Source organism: uncultured Sneathiella sp. (genome assembly GCF_963976355.1).
Lineage (GTDB): Bacteria > Pseudomonadota > Alphaproteobacteria > Sneathiellales > Sneathiellaceae > Sneathiella.
Genome location: NZ_CAXBKA010000001.1, coordinates 189,059 through 202,774 on the forward strand (window position 1 = coordinate 189,059; position 13,716 = coordinate 202,774).

Genomic DNA, 13,716 nt, shown 5'->3' on the forward strand with positions numbered 1-13,716 from the left:
CAGAATGCCATCCTGCCAAAAATCTTTCCTACTGTACAGATGTCCCTGTTCTTTGGGTCATCCGCGCCCGGCGCGCGGCCGCTCTCTGGGCGCCGCGCATGGCCGCCGTGTTCTCGCCGTCGCCCGCTCCGGCGCCATCAAGATGACGCGCCAACGCCTGAATGGTCGAGAATCGGAACATGTCGGTAATTGCCACTTCCTTGTCGAACAGCTCCTTCAGGCGTCGCTGAACCTGAACCACCAACAGGGAATGGCCGCCAAGATCGAAGAAGTTATCGGTCACCCCGACCTCGCCGAGCCCGAGCGCCTCGCACCAGATTTTGGCAATGGCAGCTTCGGTGTCGCTCTGCGCGGCCTCCGTCGAACTGCTGGCCTGCGCCTGTGGTTTGGGCAGGGCCTTGCGGTCGATCTTGCCGTTCGGCGTCTGTGGCATCACATCCAGCACGATCACCTGCGACGGTGTCATGAATTCCGGCAGCATGGTGCCAAGCTTCTTACGGACTTCCTGCGGATCAATCCGTTTTCCGGGGGCGGCCGTGGCAAATGCGACCAGCCGTTTGTCGCTGTCGCCGGTTTCGAACACGGTTACCGCCGCATCCTTCACCTCATCGAGTGATCCGAGCTTGGCTTCAATCTCGCCGAGCTCGATCCGGTGACCGCGCACCTTGACCTGATTATCCATCCGGCCATGGAATTCGAGGCGGCCATCGGGCATATGCCGCACCAGATCGCCTGTCCGGTAGAACCGGCCTTCACTCGTATCCAGGAAGCGCTGCGCCGTCAGTTCCTCGCGATTCCAGTAGCCTTTCGCGACGCCGTCGCCGCCAATCCAGAGTTCCCCCGCAACGCCGCTTGGCAGCGCCTGCCCGTACTCGTTGCGAACCGAATAGACCGTGTTGGCCATTGCCTCCCCAAGCGGGATGGTCTCGCCAATCGTTTGAAGATTGGCAACAGAGGACCAGACGGCCGTTTCCGTCGTGCCATACATATTGAGCAACGTTCCCTTGAGATGGGAGCGCAGGTTCCGGGCGAGATCCGGAGGGAATCCCTCGCCGCCGACCATCATGACATCCAGCTTGCCAAGCGCCGTCCGACCGGCCTGTTCCGCCACCAGGAAAGACGCCATGGAAGGCGTGCACTGGAAATGGGTGATGTCATGCTCGGCGATCTGCTCGGCAACGGAAGCCTGACGCGCAACGCCGCCTTCCGCCAGCAGATTGTTTTTGAGCTCATTGATATAGGTGAGATGCTTCAGCACCAGATCCGTATCGACACCGAAGTCGATCAGGCAGCCAATTTCATCAACCCCCATGCGGGCAATCTCCCGCACCAGTTCCTGACAGCTGTCCGGGGTGCCGAACAGGCCGCTTGTCTGGTAGTAGCGCTCGAACGCATGATCGAGCAGGGCATTCGTCTCTTCTTCGGTAAGTTCCTGTTTTTCAAATACTTCCTGCGGCGTCAGACCGGTCGCATCAGCCTTTTGCTTGAAGGTCGGCGAACTCCAGGACGCGCGGCGCAACAGATCGACCGAGCTTTTGAGATAGCCTTTCATCGGCTCACGCACCGCTTCACGCACCTGCTCCTCATCCTCGCCGACGAAGGTATGCAGCATCAGCGTGACCTTGCCCGCGCCGGGATGCCCGGCCTCGCGCCAGGCCATGCGGTAGGCACGGATTTTCTCAGCCACATCCTCGAACTTCTGACCCAGCAGATGCGTGAGCACATAGCAGCCCTTTTCCGCCGCCGCCGCGAAGGTTTCCGGGTTCCCGGCCGCCGTCAGCCAGAGCGGGATATCCCCGCGCACCGGTCGCGGCAGGGTCGATACCTCAATCTCCTCGCCCTTGTGATTGGGGAAAGAGACACTCTCGCCACGCCACAGTTTTCGCAGCATGTCGATGCCATCCAGCATGACATCCTTGCGGTTGTCGAAATTATCCGGCTGCAGCACGAAGTCATTCGGCTGCCAGCCGCTGGCAATTGCGATACCGGCGCGCCCGCCTGAGATATTATCGACAAGCGCCCAGTCCTCCGCCACGCGAATGGGATGATGCAGCGGCAGAACGCAGGAACCCGCCCGAATATCGATATTCCTGGTCATGGAGGCAACCGCCGCGGAACTCACCGCCGGATTGGGGTAAAGGCCACCAAAGGCATGGAAATGCCGCTCCGGTGTCCAGACCGCCTCAAAACCGTTCTCATCGGCGAATTTCGATCCCTGCAGCAGCAGACGATAGGCTTCGGGGCCGCTGCCCGCCACTTCGGAGGCGAAATAGAACAGGCTGAACCCCGGAACCGGGGTTGAGGAAACGCCATCCGTCTGCAGAACCACCGTATAGCCGCGCGCCAGCGTCCAGAAGATTTCCAGGACCGAGATGTCGAAGGACACCGACGTAATCGCCAGCAGGCGCACCTCGCCATCCTGCGGAACCGTCAGATCAGTCCCGGTGAAGAAGTTGACGATATTCTGATGGGTGAGCATGACCCCCTTCGGAATACCGGTCGAGCCGGAGGTATACATCAGATAGGCAAGATCGGAAGGATCACCGTCCGGAAGAGCTGTTTCGCCGCCGGTTGCATCCGGATACACAATCTTTTTCGGGTCCAGGCGGAATTTGAACTCCGTCTTCTGGCTGGCGACGATAAGCGGGGTCGTGCTGTCTTCGATCATGAAGGCAACCCGCTCCGCCGGATAGGAGGGATCAAGCGGAAGATAGGCGGCGCCCGTCTTCAGGATCGCCAGCAGCGACACCACCAGATCGGTCGAACGTTCCAGGCAGAGCCCGACAACGCTTCCCCGTCCGGCGCCCCGCTCAATGAGGGCCGCAGCGAGAGCATCCGTGCGCCGGTCAAGATCAGCATATGTCAGTACATGGCCATCGGCCTTGAGGGCGGTTGCCTCCGGTGTCTTTCGGGCCTGTTCGCGGATGACCTCATGAATGCGTTTATCGCGCGGATAGGCGACACCCATATGATCCATGCCGATCTGCTCTTCGCCCGGATCGGTAAGCGGCAGCGTCTTGAGCGCCGCATCCCTGTTTGCCGTGAAGGCATTGATGAAAAAGGCGATATCGCGCCCCATCGCCGTCAGCATATCCCGCGCATACAGCCCGGTACGCGCAATCAGGCGCGGCGACGAACCGACGGCCAGCACCAGATTACGGTCCTGCAAAAGCTCCTGATCGCTGCCATCCTTCGCCGTGACCGCCGTCGAAAGAGCGCGCAAGGCCAAATCCCGCACCGCCAGATCCGGTATCCGGGCGATAAGATCGACAGTTCGCGGCCCCGCTTTCTCGCCGTCGGCCTTGATGTTCCGGTAGGCGTCAATCGTCGCGCGCACGCTGTCATCGCCGTTCACGGGCAGGGTGACAAGCTGGGTATCGGCGATCAGCGGATGCGCTTGCCCCGTAATATCCGTCCCGCAAGAGACCGTCTTCGCCCCCATGAGGAGGGAATGCCAGACCAGAAATGCCGCCGTCGCGTCGTCCGCGTCGATGGTTCCGCTGACGGGTACCGGCGCCGTGACGGCACCCGACGCCATATCCCGGTTCGACGGATAGGGTGATTGCGGCGGCATGGCGCCCGCGAGCGTCTCCTGCCAGTAAAGCTCGGCCCCCGCCGCGGCATTCAGAAGATCATCGGAAATATCGGCAAGCGCCGGGATAGTCGTTCCGGCTTGAAGGCCAAGTGCATTGGGGTGCCGTGGCTCGCCTGCGAGACAGCGAAACGCCCCGAGGATGACATCATGATCCTCTGCGGCAATCCGGACAGTGTCGTTATCAACGGAAACAACCTGCCCCGGCGAGGCGCTGGCGGGCCCATCCGCAATTTTTAGGGTTCCGACAAGGGATATCCCGCGGCCCGTCCACAGCTTCGCGGCGCCGAGCGGGTTGGCATAGGCCCCGAAATCCAGCGCGCGGACCAGCCGGTCCAGCTCAGCCGCCGGTTTCGTGAAATCGAGCGCGCCGAGATTTTCAGGGCGCATGGTCGCATCATAGCGGTTCCGCTCAGCTCCCTGTTCCTGCGGCTGGACAGTGTTATTCTTAAGCTCCTGCACCAGTTCGGTGAAGGAAGCGAGCCCGGCCTCATAACATTTTGCGTTCAGGCTCATGGAGGTTTCGTCTGCGGCCACGGGCACGGTGCGGGATTTCAGGATCCGGCCGGCATCCGGCGTGTCCTTCATTTCATGCCAGGTAACAGCATGCTCGGTCTCCCCGTTCATCAGCGCCCAGGAGGTGACGTTGATCCCGCAATATTTCGGCAACGGTCCGTCGAAGAAGTTGATGGCGAATTTTGCAGGCTGAACCGGCAGGTGCTGCGGGAAGATGGTCAGGTTGACGATGCTGAAAAGATAATCGAAGGCAAGACCGTTCAGCTTTTCGTCATCCGGCGCATCGAAAAGCGGTAGTTTTTCTGCTTCTGCCCAGGCACGAACCCGCGGTTCATGGCTCAAAATACCGGTAATCTCACCGCCTGCGCGCCGGAAATCCTCGGCGCATTGAACTAGGAGGGTTCCCTCACCAACGAATAGCCCGTTCATCACAAACACATAGGTCCTTCAGCCGTTTTTGTTTTTTCTTAAAATAATCTGTTTTTACGCACCATAAAAATAACCTGTTTAATAACCCTTAATGAGGGGCAAAAAATTCTTCTGCAAAAAGATGTTAGTTGCTGCGCGGAATATCCGAGACATATTTCGGAATGTGATAGCCCTTCTGTACCGCGGGACGGTCCGCAATGCGATGATACCAACTCTTTACGTTCGGATATTGTTCCAAATCAATTGTCTGCCACTCAAACCGGGAAATCCAGGGCCAGATCGCGATATCGGCAATGCTGTAGTCGCCGGCGACGAACGAGCGATCCGAAAGGGCGGTATCCAGCACGCCGTAAAGCCGTTTCGCCTCGGTAAGGTATCTCTCCTCGGCATAGGGCGCCTTGCCCTGATTGAAGCGCAGGAAATGATGGACCTGGCCGCACATGGGGCCGAGACCGCCCATCTGCCACATCAGCCATTCCATCATCTGCCAGTAGGCTTTCTCTTCCGTCGGGACCAGCTTGCCGCCTGCCTTTTTCGACAGATACAGCATGATCGCACCGGATTCCATCATCCGGATGCCTGTATCGGTATCGACAATTGCCGGAATCCGGCCATTTGGCGAAATCTCGACAAAATCCGCAGATTTCTGGTCTCCCGCCGTAATATCGATGGGATGGACACGATAGTCCAGACCCAGCTCTTCCAGCAGGATCGAGACCTTCCGGCCGTTGGGTGTTCCCCAAGTATAGAATTCAATCATTGTCCCCCTCCCTCTTGACGACAATCAGGCTTTCGCCTTCTCGCCCTGGGCCCGCATATCGGATAAACTCTGCTCCGGCGTCAGCGCCTCTGCATCCACGACCAGTTCGATCACCGCCGCCGTCCCGCAGGCCTGGGCCGCGGCAAAAACCTCCGCAAACTCTTCCGTACTCTCCACACGCTCACCAAAGGCCCCGTAGGCCCGGGCAAGCGCCGCGAAATCCGGATTTGAAAGCCCTGTCGCATGCACCCGCGACGGATATTCCCTCTCCTGATGCATACGGATAGTACCGAGCATGCCGTTATTCACAATGATGAAGATCACATTTGCATTAAACTGAATGGCCGTCGCCAGTTCCTGACCCAGCATCATGAAGCAGCCATCGCCGTTAAAGCTGACGACCGCGCGGTTCGGCTCCGTCAGCTTGGCGCTGATCGCCGCCGGAACGCTGTAGCCCATGGCGCCGCTGGTGGGCGCGAGCTGGGTGCGGTATTTCTTGTGCTGGAAGAAGCGGTGCGCCCAGACGGCATAGTTGCCCGCCCCGGCGGTGATAATCGCATCCTCGGGCAGCGTCTCGTTCAGGTAAGCGACGATCTTTCCAAGGTTGACTGGACCCGGCACATCCGTCGGTTTGATTCGCGCGAGATAGTCGGCGCGGGCGTTCATAACCCAGCCTTCGCGCGCCTTTACGCCGCCTGGCGCCATGGCGCGGGCCGCGGCGGCAAACTCCGGCATGCGCGCATTGATCGCGATATCCGGAAGATAAACGCGGCCAAGCTCGGAAACACCCGGATGGACATGCACCAGCGTCATGGACGGGTTCGGAACATCCACCAATGTGTAGCCCTGCGTCGTCATTTCGCCAAGGCGCGGCCCGACGACCATCAGCAAATCGCTCTCCTTTATCCGGGCGGCCAGCTTGGGGTTAATGGCAATCCCCACATCCCCGGCATAGTTGGGATGGCGGTTGTCGAAGCAGTCCTGCGAGCGGAGCGAGGCGCCGACGGGAATGCCGTGGCTTTCGGCAAAGGCCTGTATGTCATTTACCGCAGCCTGGCTCCAGGTGGAACCACCGACGATCATGAACGGGCGTTCCGCGATGGCGAGCCGCGCCTCCAGCGCCATCATGTCCGCCGCAGCGGGGGCAATGCTGGGCGCGATTGCCGGATGGGCGATATCGGCAATGTCCGCCATATCGGTCAGCATATCCTCGGGCAGCGCCAGAACGACCGGGCCCGGACGGCCGGAAAGCGCGGTATAAAAAGCGCGGCTGACATATTCGGGAATCCGGCGCACATCATCTATCTCGGCCACCCATTTGGCCATTTCACCGAACATCCGGCGATAGTCGATCTCCTGAAAGGCTTCGCGGTCCAGCGCATCCCGCCCGACCTGACCGACGAACAGGATCATCGGCGTGCTGTCCTGAAACGCGGTATGCAGGCCGATGGACGCATTCGTCGCGCCGGGTCCCCGCGTCACCATGCAGATGCCGGGCCGCCCGGTCAGCTTGCCATAGGCCTCCGCCATGTTGGAGGCCCCGCCTTCATGCCGTGTGTTGATCATGCGGATGCTGTTTGCATAGCTGTAAAGCCCGTCGATGACCGCAAGATAGCTCTCGCCGGGCACGCAAAAAACCGTGTCCACCCCCTGCAATGCCAGTTGATCCGCCAGTATTTGTCCGCCTGCCCTGGTTCGAAGCGTTTCCGCCATTTTCTTCCCTTCGGATTATTGTCGTTGGATCATTATATGATCCCAATAAATCGCACAGGCAAGTTAATCGCAAGATATTACGATTGTTTTATGTCAGCAGGATTTCAGCTCTGCCGTTTCAACGCCGCCAATAGCGACAACAGCGCGAACATGATGGCGGCGGCGGTCACGATGCTGGGACCGGAGGGTGTATCGAACTCGACAGAACCCGATATCCCGCCCACAACAGCGATCAGGCCGAGGACCGCGGCCCAGATCGCCATGCTCTCGGGCGAAGTAACAAGCTGCCGCGCCGTCGCCGCCGGGATAATCAGCATTGAGGTGATCAGAAGGATACCGACAATGCGGATCGAGACCGCCACCACGATCGTCATCAACAGCATCAGAAGAATGTTGGCCCAGACCGTATTCACCCCCTCCGCCCGCGCGAGGTCTTCATGCAATGTCATCAGGGTGAGGGACGACCAGTTGAGCGCCAGAAGGCCAATCACCAGCAGCCCGCCGCCATAAATCCAGTAAAGGTCGATCATCCGGACGGTCAGGATATCCCCGAACAGATAGCTGTAGAGATCGAAGCTGACATTGTTCAGGAAACTGAGCGCCACCATGCCAATGGACAGCGCCGCATGGGCAAGGATGCCGAGCAATGTATCCGTCGCCAGCACCCGCCGCTGCTGCAACCAGACAAGCAGCAGCGCAAAAACCGCACAGATAATGACCGTCGAAAGATTTATATTGAGACCGTATAGCAGGCCAAGCGCAATGCCAAGAAGTGCGCTATGGGCCAGCGAATCGCCGAAATAGGCCATCCGCCGCCAGACCACGAAACAGCCGAGCGGCCCGGCAATCAGCGCAACGCCGATCCCGGCGGCCAGCGCCCGCAGGATGAAATCATCCATCATCGCGCCGCCTCGTCTTCCTGAGAATGGTCATGATGATGACCAGATGTCCCTCCGTGGTGCTGTGCATGATCATGAGTGTGATCATGGTCGTGGTCGTGGTCGTGGTCATGATCGTGACTATGGTTATAAACCGCCATCAGCCGCGCCATGTCATTGCCGAACAGGCTGATAAACTCCGGGTCCCGTGTCACCATATGCGGCTCGCCGGAGCAGCAGATATGATGGAAGAGGCAGACAACCTCCCGCGTGCTTGACATTACAAGATGAAGATCGTGGGACACCATCAGGATACTGACATCCCTCTCGGCATAGATCTTCTCGATCAGCTTGTAAAAGGCGAGCTGCCCCGTCACATCGAGATTCTGCGCCGGCTCGTCCAGCACCAGAAGGTCCGGATCATCCAGCAGCGCCCGCGCCAACAAAACCCGCTGCAACTCCCCGCCCGAGAGGACATGAAGCGGCTTGTCGAGAATATCCTCGATTGCTGTTTCCTCGGCGACGGTTGCCAGTTTTGCCTTGCCCGCTTTCTTGCGCAGGGTGAGGAACCGCCGCACCCGGATCGGCACCGTATGATCCGCCACCAAACGCTGCGGCACATAGCCGATTTTGAGGCCATCCCGGCGGAACACCTCTCCTTCTGAGGGGGCATAAAACCCCATCATGCATTTCAGCAGCATGGACTTGCCCGCGCCGTTCGGGCCGATGATGGTGATGAAATCCTTCTCGCCAATGCTGAGAGAGACATTCTCCAGGATGGAATTTCCGTCACGATGGACGCTGACCCCGCGCGCCGAGAGCAACTCTCCCATCGGCTTAATGCGTCCTGCGGCAATCACCGCATTCGCCGGTGATCTCAAGCGTGACGTGATCGGCGACGAACTCGTTCCGCTGGCTGGTTTTTGAAATGATGTCCGTAATATCGGGGTTGCAGCATTCCTTCGCCTCCCCGCAATCGGAGCAGATCAGGAAGTAACATTCGCGATGCTTGAGCGGATGACTGCAGCCGACAAAGGCGTTGAGGCTGCTGATCTTGTGGACAAGGCCGTTCTCCGTCAGAAATTCCAGCGCACGATAGACCGTCGGCGGCTTGATCGCGGCAATCCGCTGATCCAGCCTGTCGAGAATATCATAGGCCTTGATCGGCCCATGGCTCTGCCAGACCAGCTCCAGCACCTTGCGTCGCACGTCCGTGAAGCGTAAATCCCGCTCGGCGCAGATTTCCTCCGCCCGTTCCAGGGCATCGGCAATGCAGTCATTATGGGTCGTGCAATTATGCATAAAAAAAATTCCAAAAGGACAATTGACATGGTTATGTTATAATATAACATTGCGCCTCTTCGCAACCGGAAAGTCGAAAATATAGCTCATGACCAGAATTTTTATAAGCCTGATGTTCGCCCTCCTGATCGCCGGGACTGCTTCCACGGCAACCGCGCGGGATGTCGTAGTGACGATCAAACCCCTGCATTCACTGGTTCAGGGGGTAATGGGAGACACGGGAGAGGCAACCTTGCTGATCGAGGGGGCGCAGTCCCTTCACGGCTTTTCCCTCAAACCCTCCCAGGTGAAGTATCTGCAGAAGGCCAGGATCGTCTTCTATGTCAATGAGACGATGGAGAGCTTCCTGAAAACCGCGCTCGACTCCCTGCCCGAGGGGGTGCACAAGGTGCCGCTTGCCCATCTTCCGGATATCGAACTTTTGGAGCGACGCGAGGGTGGCGCATGGGATGAGCATGATCACGATCATGGCCATAGCCACACTCATGAGCATGAAGGAGAGCACGGGCTGGAGGAAGACAATCTTCATATCTGGCTGGATCCGGACATCGCGAAAAGTATCGTCCGTGCCGTTGCGGAGGAACTTGCCGGGCTCTATCCCGAGAATCGGGGCATCTACATGGCCAATGCCGACGCATTGACAGCCCGGCTCATAGAGCTGGATACGGAGCTTGCAGAAAAACTCGCGCCGGTGCAGGGACAGCCCTATGTCGTGCTTCACGACGCCTATCCCTATTTCGAGCGGCGCTATAACCTGATGGCGGTCGGTTCCCTGACGCTGGACCCCGAGACGCCTGCGTCTGCGAAAAAGCTTAGAGATATCCGCGAGAAACTTAAGGAAACGAGCGCCCGCTGTATCTTTCGCGAACCGCAGTTCGATGACCGGCTGGTCCGCACGGCCGCCGAGGGAATGGATATAAAGTTCGGCACCCTCGATCCGCTCGGGGCGGATATCGACCCCGGAGCGGAGCTGTATTTCAGCTTGCTGACCGGTTTGGCGGACAATGTCGCCGACTGCCTCGGCAAGTGACCGTCACCCCTTTTCCGCGCAGTTTATGCAGATGGTCGTATAGGGCAGGGCTTTCAGGCGGGCTTCGTTGATCTCTTCGCCGCAGGAAGAGCAGGTCTGATATTCCCCGCCGGAAATGCGCTCAAGGGCGAAGCGAATCAGGGCGATTTCTCGGGTCACGCTTTCTTCGAGCCTTTCATCGACCTCGTCGCCTTCGCGCTCGACCGCCTGCTCACTGAAGGAGGCGCTATGGCTCCCGCGGAGGCGTTGCTCAATGTCCTTTAACCGCTGTTCCCCCTCGGTCAGCATATCCCGCAGTTGTTTTTCGGCAGCTTTCATATCCACGGATCACTCTCCTGCAAAAACTATTGTCTCCCAAAATATATGTATCGGCCATGATAGCATTGATATGGATCAAGACAAAATCACGCACAGGAGAAAGCATATTCCGAATATCATGTCAGAATTCGGATAGTTTCCCGCGAACCCGAATGACAATATGCTCCTATTACAAAAGACGGGTAGTGAGGGCTAGGGATGTCGCTGCGAATCTGGGGAATGTTAATCGCCCTGTCGTTTCTTTGGGGCGGCACCTTTTTCTTTATCGAGCTGGCGCTTGTTGACTTTACGCCCTTCACGATTGTTTTTCTGAGGGTCTCCGTCGCCGCGCTGGCGCTGCTGGCCTATCTGCTGGTGACGGGAGAGGCGATTCCCCGCGACGGGGCGATCTGGACGGCCTTTCTGGTCATGGGCTTGCTCAACAATATCATCCCCTTCAGCCTGATCACCTGGGGACAGACCCATATTACGGGGAGCGTCGCCTCGATCCTGAACGCCACGACGCCCTTGTTCGGCGCCATCCTTGCCCATTTCTTCACCCGCGACGAGAAGCTGCGGCGGCATAAACTCTTTGGCATCCTGCTCGGCTATTGCGGTGTCTTCATCATGATGCAGCCAACGCTGGTGGATGGCATCAGCCTTCAGAGCCTCGGCCAGATCGCCATTCTCGGGGCCGCTCTTTCCTATGGCTTTGCCGGTATCTGGGGCAAGCGGCTGGGCCGCAGCTCGGCGCTGGTCAACGCCTTCGGCATGCTCGCCTGCTCCAGCATCGTCATGCTCCCCGTCGTGCTGGTGCTGGAGACACCGTTCAGCGCAACGCCCTCCCTGATCAGCATCGGGGCGATGCTGTGCCTCGCGCTCGCCGGAACGGCGCTCGCCTATATTCTTTATTTCCGGGTTCTGGTGCTGGCAGGGGCAGTCAATCTGCTACTGGTAACGTTCCTCATCCCGGTGACCGCTCTGATCCTCGGCGTCGGCGTCCTGGGGGAGACGGTCCATCCCTTCGCCCTGATCGGCACCGCCGTTATCTTTGCCGGGCTCGCCCTCATTGACGGTCGCATCCTCGGGCTGCTTCGGAAAAGGCCGGCGCCGGGCGGGGAAACCTCCTAGAACGATACCGGCGGCCAGTTCGCCAGCCGATGCTCGCCCACCCCGTTGGTCAGCGACCGACTATGGATGGCCAGCCGTGATATCAGGTAGGACCGCGTTTCCCGCGGATCGATGATGGCGTGTCCGAGATAGGGCGCCGCAAGACTGTAGGGGGTGGTGTCCGATGACAGTTCCGCCGTCAGTTCCTCAAGCGATTTGCCGCTGCCGTCCTCCTTCCCCGTAAAGACAACGCTCGCGGCGATTTTCGGATCCATGAAGCTGATCTCGGAGGAAAACCAGGCCGCCGTTTCATCCGCCTTGCCGCCGCCCATGTTGATATAGGCCTGGCCGAAACTCTTGCGAAGGACAAGGGCGATCTTGGGCACGGTCGCCTCCTCCACGGCCGCGAGGAAATTCATGATCCGGCCCGCCATGCCGCGCCGCTCCGCCTCCGTCCCGATCAGGAATCCCGGCGTATCCGCCATAAAGACAAGCGGCACGTTAAAGCTGTCGCACAGAACGATGAAATTCGTGATCTTGGAGCAGGAATCGGCATCCAGGGCTCCTCCCTTGTGACGCGGGTTCGTTGCCACGATGCCAATTGTCTGGCCGCCCAGCCGGGCAAGACCGGTCACCGCCGGACGGGCAAAGCGCTCCTTCAACTCAAAAAAGCTGTCGGGATCGACAATGGCCTCGATCGCGCGGCGAATATCATATGTCTTCCGCCGCTCAATCGGCACCACGTCCGGCAGCTCCGTCCCCCGGTCATCCGCCCCGGCGGGAACGGGAACAACCGGCGGCGCCATGCGGTTGTGATCCGGCAGATAGGAAAGGAATTTCCGGATCGCGAGCAGGGCTTCCTCATCACTGTCCACGATCTTGTCGATCAGACCGGTAATCTTCCCATGCACATTCGTCCCGCCAAGCTCCTCCAGCGATCCCGCCTCGCCGATAGAGCCGGACGTGACGTTCGGGCTGGAAACCGCCAGAATGGCGCCACGGCGCATGACCGTAAAATCGGACAGCACACAGGAGAACGCACCGCGGCCATAGGTCAGACCCAGCACCCCAGCCGCCGTCGGAACGACGCGGCGGCTGAAATAGCGGCCCGACTCGCCCCCGGCCCCGATCCCGGCGGCCCCCATGACATCGGGCAGCCGGCCACCGCCGCATTCCATCAGATTGATGAGCGGATGGCCGTTCTTTACGCAGAGATCCCGGATGTGATTGTATTTTTTAAGCTGGACCCGGCCGGAAGAGGCGGCAACGGTCGAGAAATCCGCCGAATTGATCCCCATCATCCGTCCATCGACCGAGCCGAAACCGCACACGGCGGAATCAGCGGGCGTCCGGTCCCGCATGTCCGGGTTTATGCTGGTTGCGAAAAGCCCGAACTCCTCGAAGCTGCCGTCTTCGACCAGCGCCGATATCCGCTCCCGGGCATTCAGGATACCATCAGCTTTGCGTGCCGCGAGATGACGCGGAGAGCCCATGGCCTCGGCCTTGCTCTTGCGCTTTTCAAATTCGGACAGTTTTTCCTCGAAGCTCATGCGTTCCCTCTCTTTTTATCGTTCTTGTCAGACATCGCACTTAACAGGGATGGGCCAATTCAAACCCGATTGCAAACAATAAATAAACGATATCCGCGCCTTGGCGCATCTAGTCAAAACTAACGGTTGCACCAAGAGACGTGGTTGATCTATTTATGGAAGAACACTTATTGAGGGAACAGGATGAGATATTTTTCGATTATCTGGGTATTCTTACTTGCAAGCTGCGCCGGGAAAAGCGAACCGGTGGATATTTCCGACGTAGACCTTAACAACGCCTATGTCATTGGCTGGTATGTCACGTACAGTGACCTCTGCCGGACCTACAATGGAAGCGGCGCGGACATTAAAGTCATCCACGCGATCAAGGAGCGTTTCAAATGGTCTGACAGCTTCAAGAGAGGGTATGATTATAATCGGAACTATTTCGCTTACGATGTCGTTACCGGTCTTGAACATTGTGACAAGGCGAAAGCGGTTTTGAATGCGGTGAACAACGGGGAAACAAGTTAAGGGGCGGCTTTGACAGCAAAGGCAAC

At 58.8% G+C, this 13,716-nt stretch carries 11 protein-coding genes; 3 read left to right on the top strand and 8 right to left on the bottom strand.

Annotated features, from left to right (window positions below):
• Positions 1-28: 28 nt before the first annotated feature.
• The 6 genes from AAC599_RS00945 to AAC599_RS00970 form a co-directional block, all read right to left on the bottom strand.
• Entirely contained in the window at positions 29-4,537 is a 4,509-nt protein-coding gene (locus AAC599_RS00945) for a MupA/Atu3671 family FMN-dependent luciferase-like monooxygenase (RefSeq protein ID WP_340148531.1), read from the bottom strand.
• 124 nt (positions 4,538-4,661) lie between these two features.
• Complete coding sequence (locus AAC599_RS00950; RefSeq protein ID WP_340148532.1) at positions 4,662-5,297, bottom strand: glutathione S-transferase N-terminal domain-containing protein; 636 nt, start codon at positions 5,295-5,297, stop codon at positions 4,662-4,664.
• Positions 5,298-5,321: 24 nt separating this feature from the next.
• On the bottom strand, positions 5,322-7,010 hold the full coding sequence (locus AAC599_RS00955; RefSeq protein ID WP_340148533.1) for a thiamine pyrophosphate-binding protein: 1,689 nt from the start codon (positions 7,008-7,010) through the stop codon (positions 5,322-5,324).
• Positions 7,011-7,114: 104 nt separating this feature from the next.
• Positions 7,115-7,912, bottom strand: coding sequence for an iron chelate uptake ABC transporter family permease subunit (locus AAC599_RS00960; protein WP_340148534.1), 798 nt, complete (start codon positions 7,910-7,912; stop codon positions 7,115-7,117).
• The gene (locus AAC599_RS00965) at positions 7,909-8,748 is read right to left on the bottom strand and encodes an ATP-binding cassette domain-containing protein (protein WP_340148535.1); all 840 of its coding nucleotides are present in this window, start codon (positions 8,746-8,748) and stop codon (positions 7,909-7,911) included. The genes AAC599_RS00960 and AAC599_RS00965 overlap by 4 nt, the downstream gene beginning before the upstream one ends.
• Positions 8,726-9,190, bottom strand: coding sequence for a Fur family transcriptional regulator (locus AAC599_RS00970; protein WP_293960341.1), 465 nt, complete (start codon positions 9,188-9,190; stop codon positions 8,726-8,728). The genes AAC599_RS00965 and AAC599_RS00970 overlap by 23 nt, the downstream gene beginning before the upstream one ends.
• Before the next feature lie 88 nt (positions 9,191-9,278).
• Between AAC599_RS00970 and AAC599_RS00975 the strand changes: the two genes are divergently transcribed.
• On the top strand, positions 9,279-10,220 hold the full coding sequence (locus tag AAC599_RS00975; protein WP_340148536.1) for a zinc ABC transporter substrate-binding protein: 942 nt from the start codon (positions 9,279-9,281) through the stop codon (positions 10,218-10,220).
• Positions 10,221-10,223: 3 nt separating this feature from the next.
• Here the strand turns inward: AAC599_RS00975 and AAC599_RS00980 are convergent, their stop codons facing one another.
• Positions 10,224-10,538, bottom strand: a complete 315-nt coding sequence (locus AAC599_RS00980) for a TraR/DksA C4-type zinc finger protein (protein WP_340149057.1) — start codon at positions 10,536-10,538, stop codon at positions 10,224-10,226.
• Positions 10,539-10,736: 198 nt separating this feature from the next.
• Here AAC599_RS00980 and AAC599_RS00985 point away from each other — a divergent pair, with 198 nt between their 5' ends.
• The gene (locus AAC599_RS00985; RefSeq protein ID WP_340148537.1) at positions 10,737-11,648 is read left to right on the top strand and encodes a DMT family transporter; all 912 of its coding nucleotides are present in this window, start codon (positions 10,737-10,739) and stop codon (positions 11,646-11,648) included.
• Here the strand turns inward: AAC599_RS00985 and AAC599_RS00990 are convergent.
• Positions 11,645-13,177, bottom strand: coding sequence for a carboxyl transferase domain-containing protein (locus AAC599_RS00990; protein ID WP_340148538.1), 1,533 nt, complete (start codon positions 13,175-13,177; stop codon positions 11,645-11,647). The genes AAC599_RS00985 and AAC599_RS00990 overlap by 4 nt on opposite strands.
• Positions 13,178-13,360: 183 nt before the next feature.
• On the opposite strand from AAC599_RS00990, the gene AAC599_RS00995 reads away from it, so the two are divergent.
• Positions 13,361-13,690: a hypothetical protein gene (locus tag AAC599_RS00995; RefSeq protein WP_340148539.1), complete on the top strand. Its 330-nt coding sequence runs from the start codon at positions 13,361-13,363 to the stop codon at positions 13,688-13,690.
• Positions 13,691-13,716 lie beyond the last annotated feature (26 nt).

Bases quoted from the DNA above. Each gene is read 5' to 3' on its own strand.
- AAC599_RS00970 (WP_293960341.1), bottom strand. From the start codon at position 9,190: ATGCATAATTGCACGACCCATAATGACTGCATTGCCGATGCCCTGGAA.
- AAC599_RS00950 (WP_340148532.1), bottom strand. From the start codon at position 5,297: ATGATTGAATTCTATACTTGGGGAACACCCAACGGCCGGAAGGTCTCG.
- AAC599_RS00995 (WP_340148539.1), top strand. From the start codon at position 13,361: ATGAGATATTTTTCGATTATCTGGGTATTCTTACTTGCAAGCTGCGCC.
- AAC599_RS00955 (WP_340148533.1), bottom strand. From the start codon at position 7,010: ATGGCGGAAACGCTTCGAACCAGGGCAGGCGGACAAATACTGGCGGAT.
- AAC599_RS00990 (WP_340148538.1), bottom strand. From the start codon at position 13,177: ATGAGCTTCGAGGAAAAACTGTCCGAATTTGAAAAGCGCAAGAGCAAG.
- AAC599_RS00960 (WP_340148534.1), bottom strand. From the start codon at position 7,912: ATGATGGATGATTTCATCCTGCGGGCGCTGGCCGCCGGGATCGGCGTT.
- AAC599_RS00985 (WP_340148537.1), top strand. From the start codon at position 10,737: ATGTCGCTGCGAATCTGGGGAATGTTAATCGCCCTGTCGTTTCTTTGG.
- AAC599_RS00980 (WP_340149057.1), bottom strand. From the start codon at position 10,538: ATGAAAGCTGCCGAAAAACAACTGCGGGATATGCTGACCGAGGGGGAA.
- AAC599_RS00945 (WP_340148531.1), bottom strand. From the start codon at position 4,537: ATGAACGGGCTATTCGTTGGTGAGGGAACCCTCCTAGTTCAATGCGCC.
- AAC599_RS00975 (WP_340148536.1), top strand. From the start codon at position 9,279: ATGACCAGAATTTTTATAAGCCTGATGTTCGCCCTCCTGATCGCCGGG.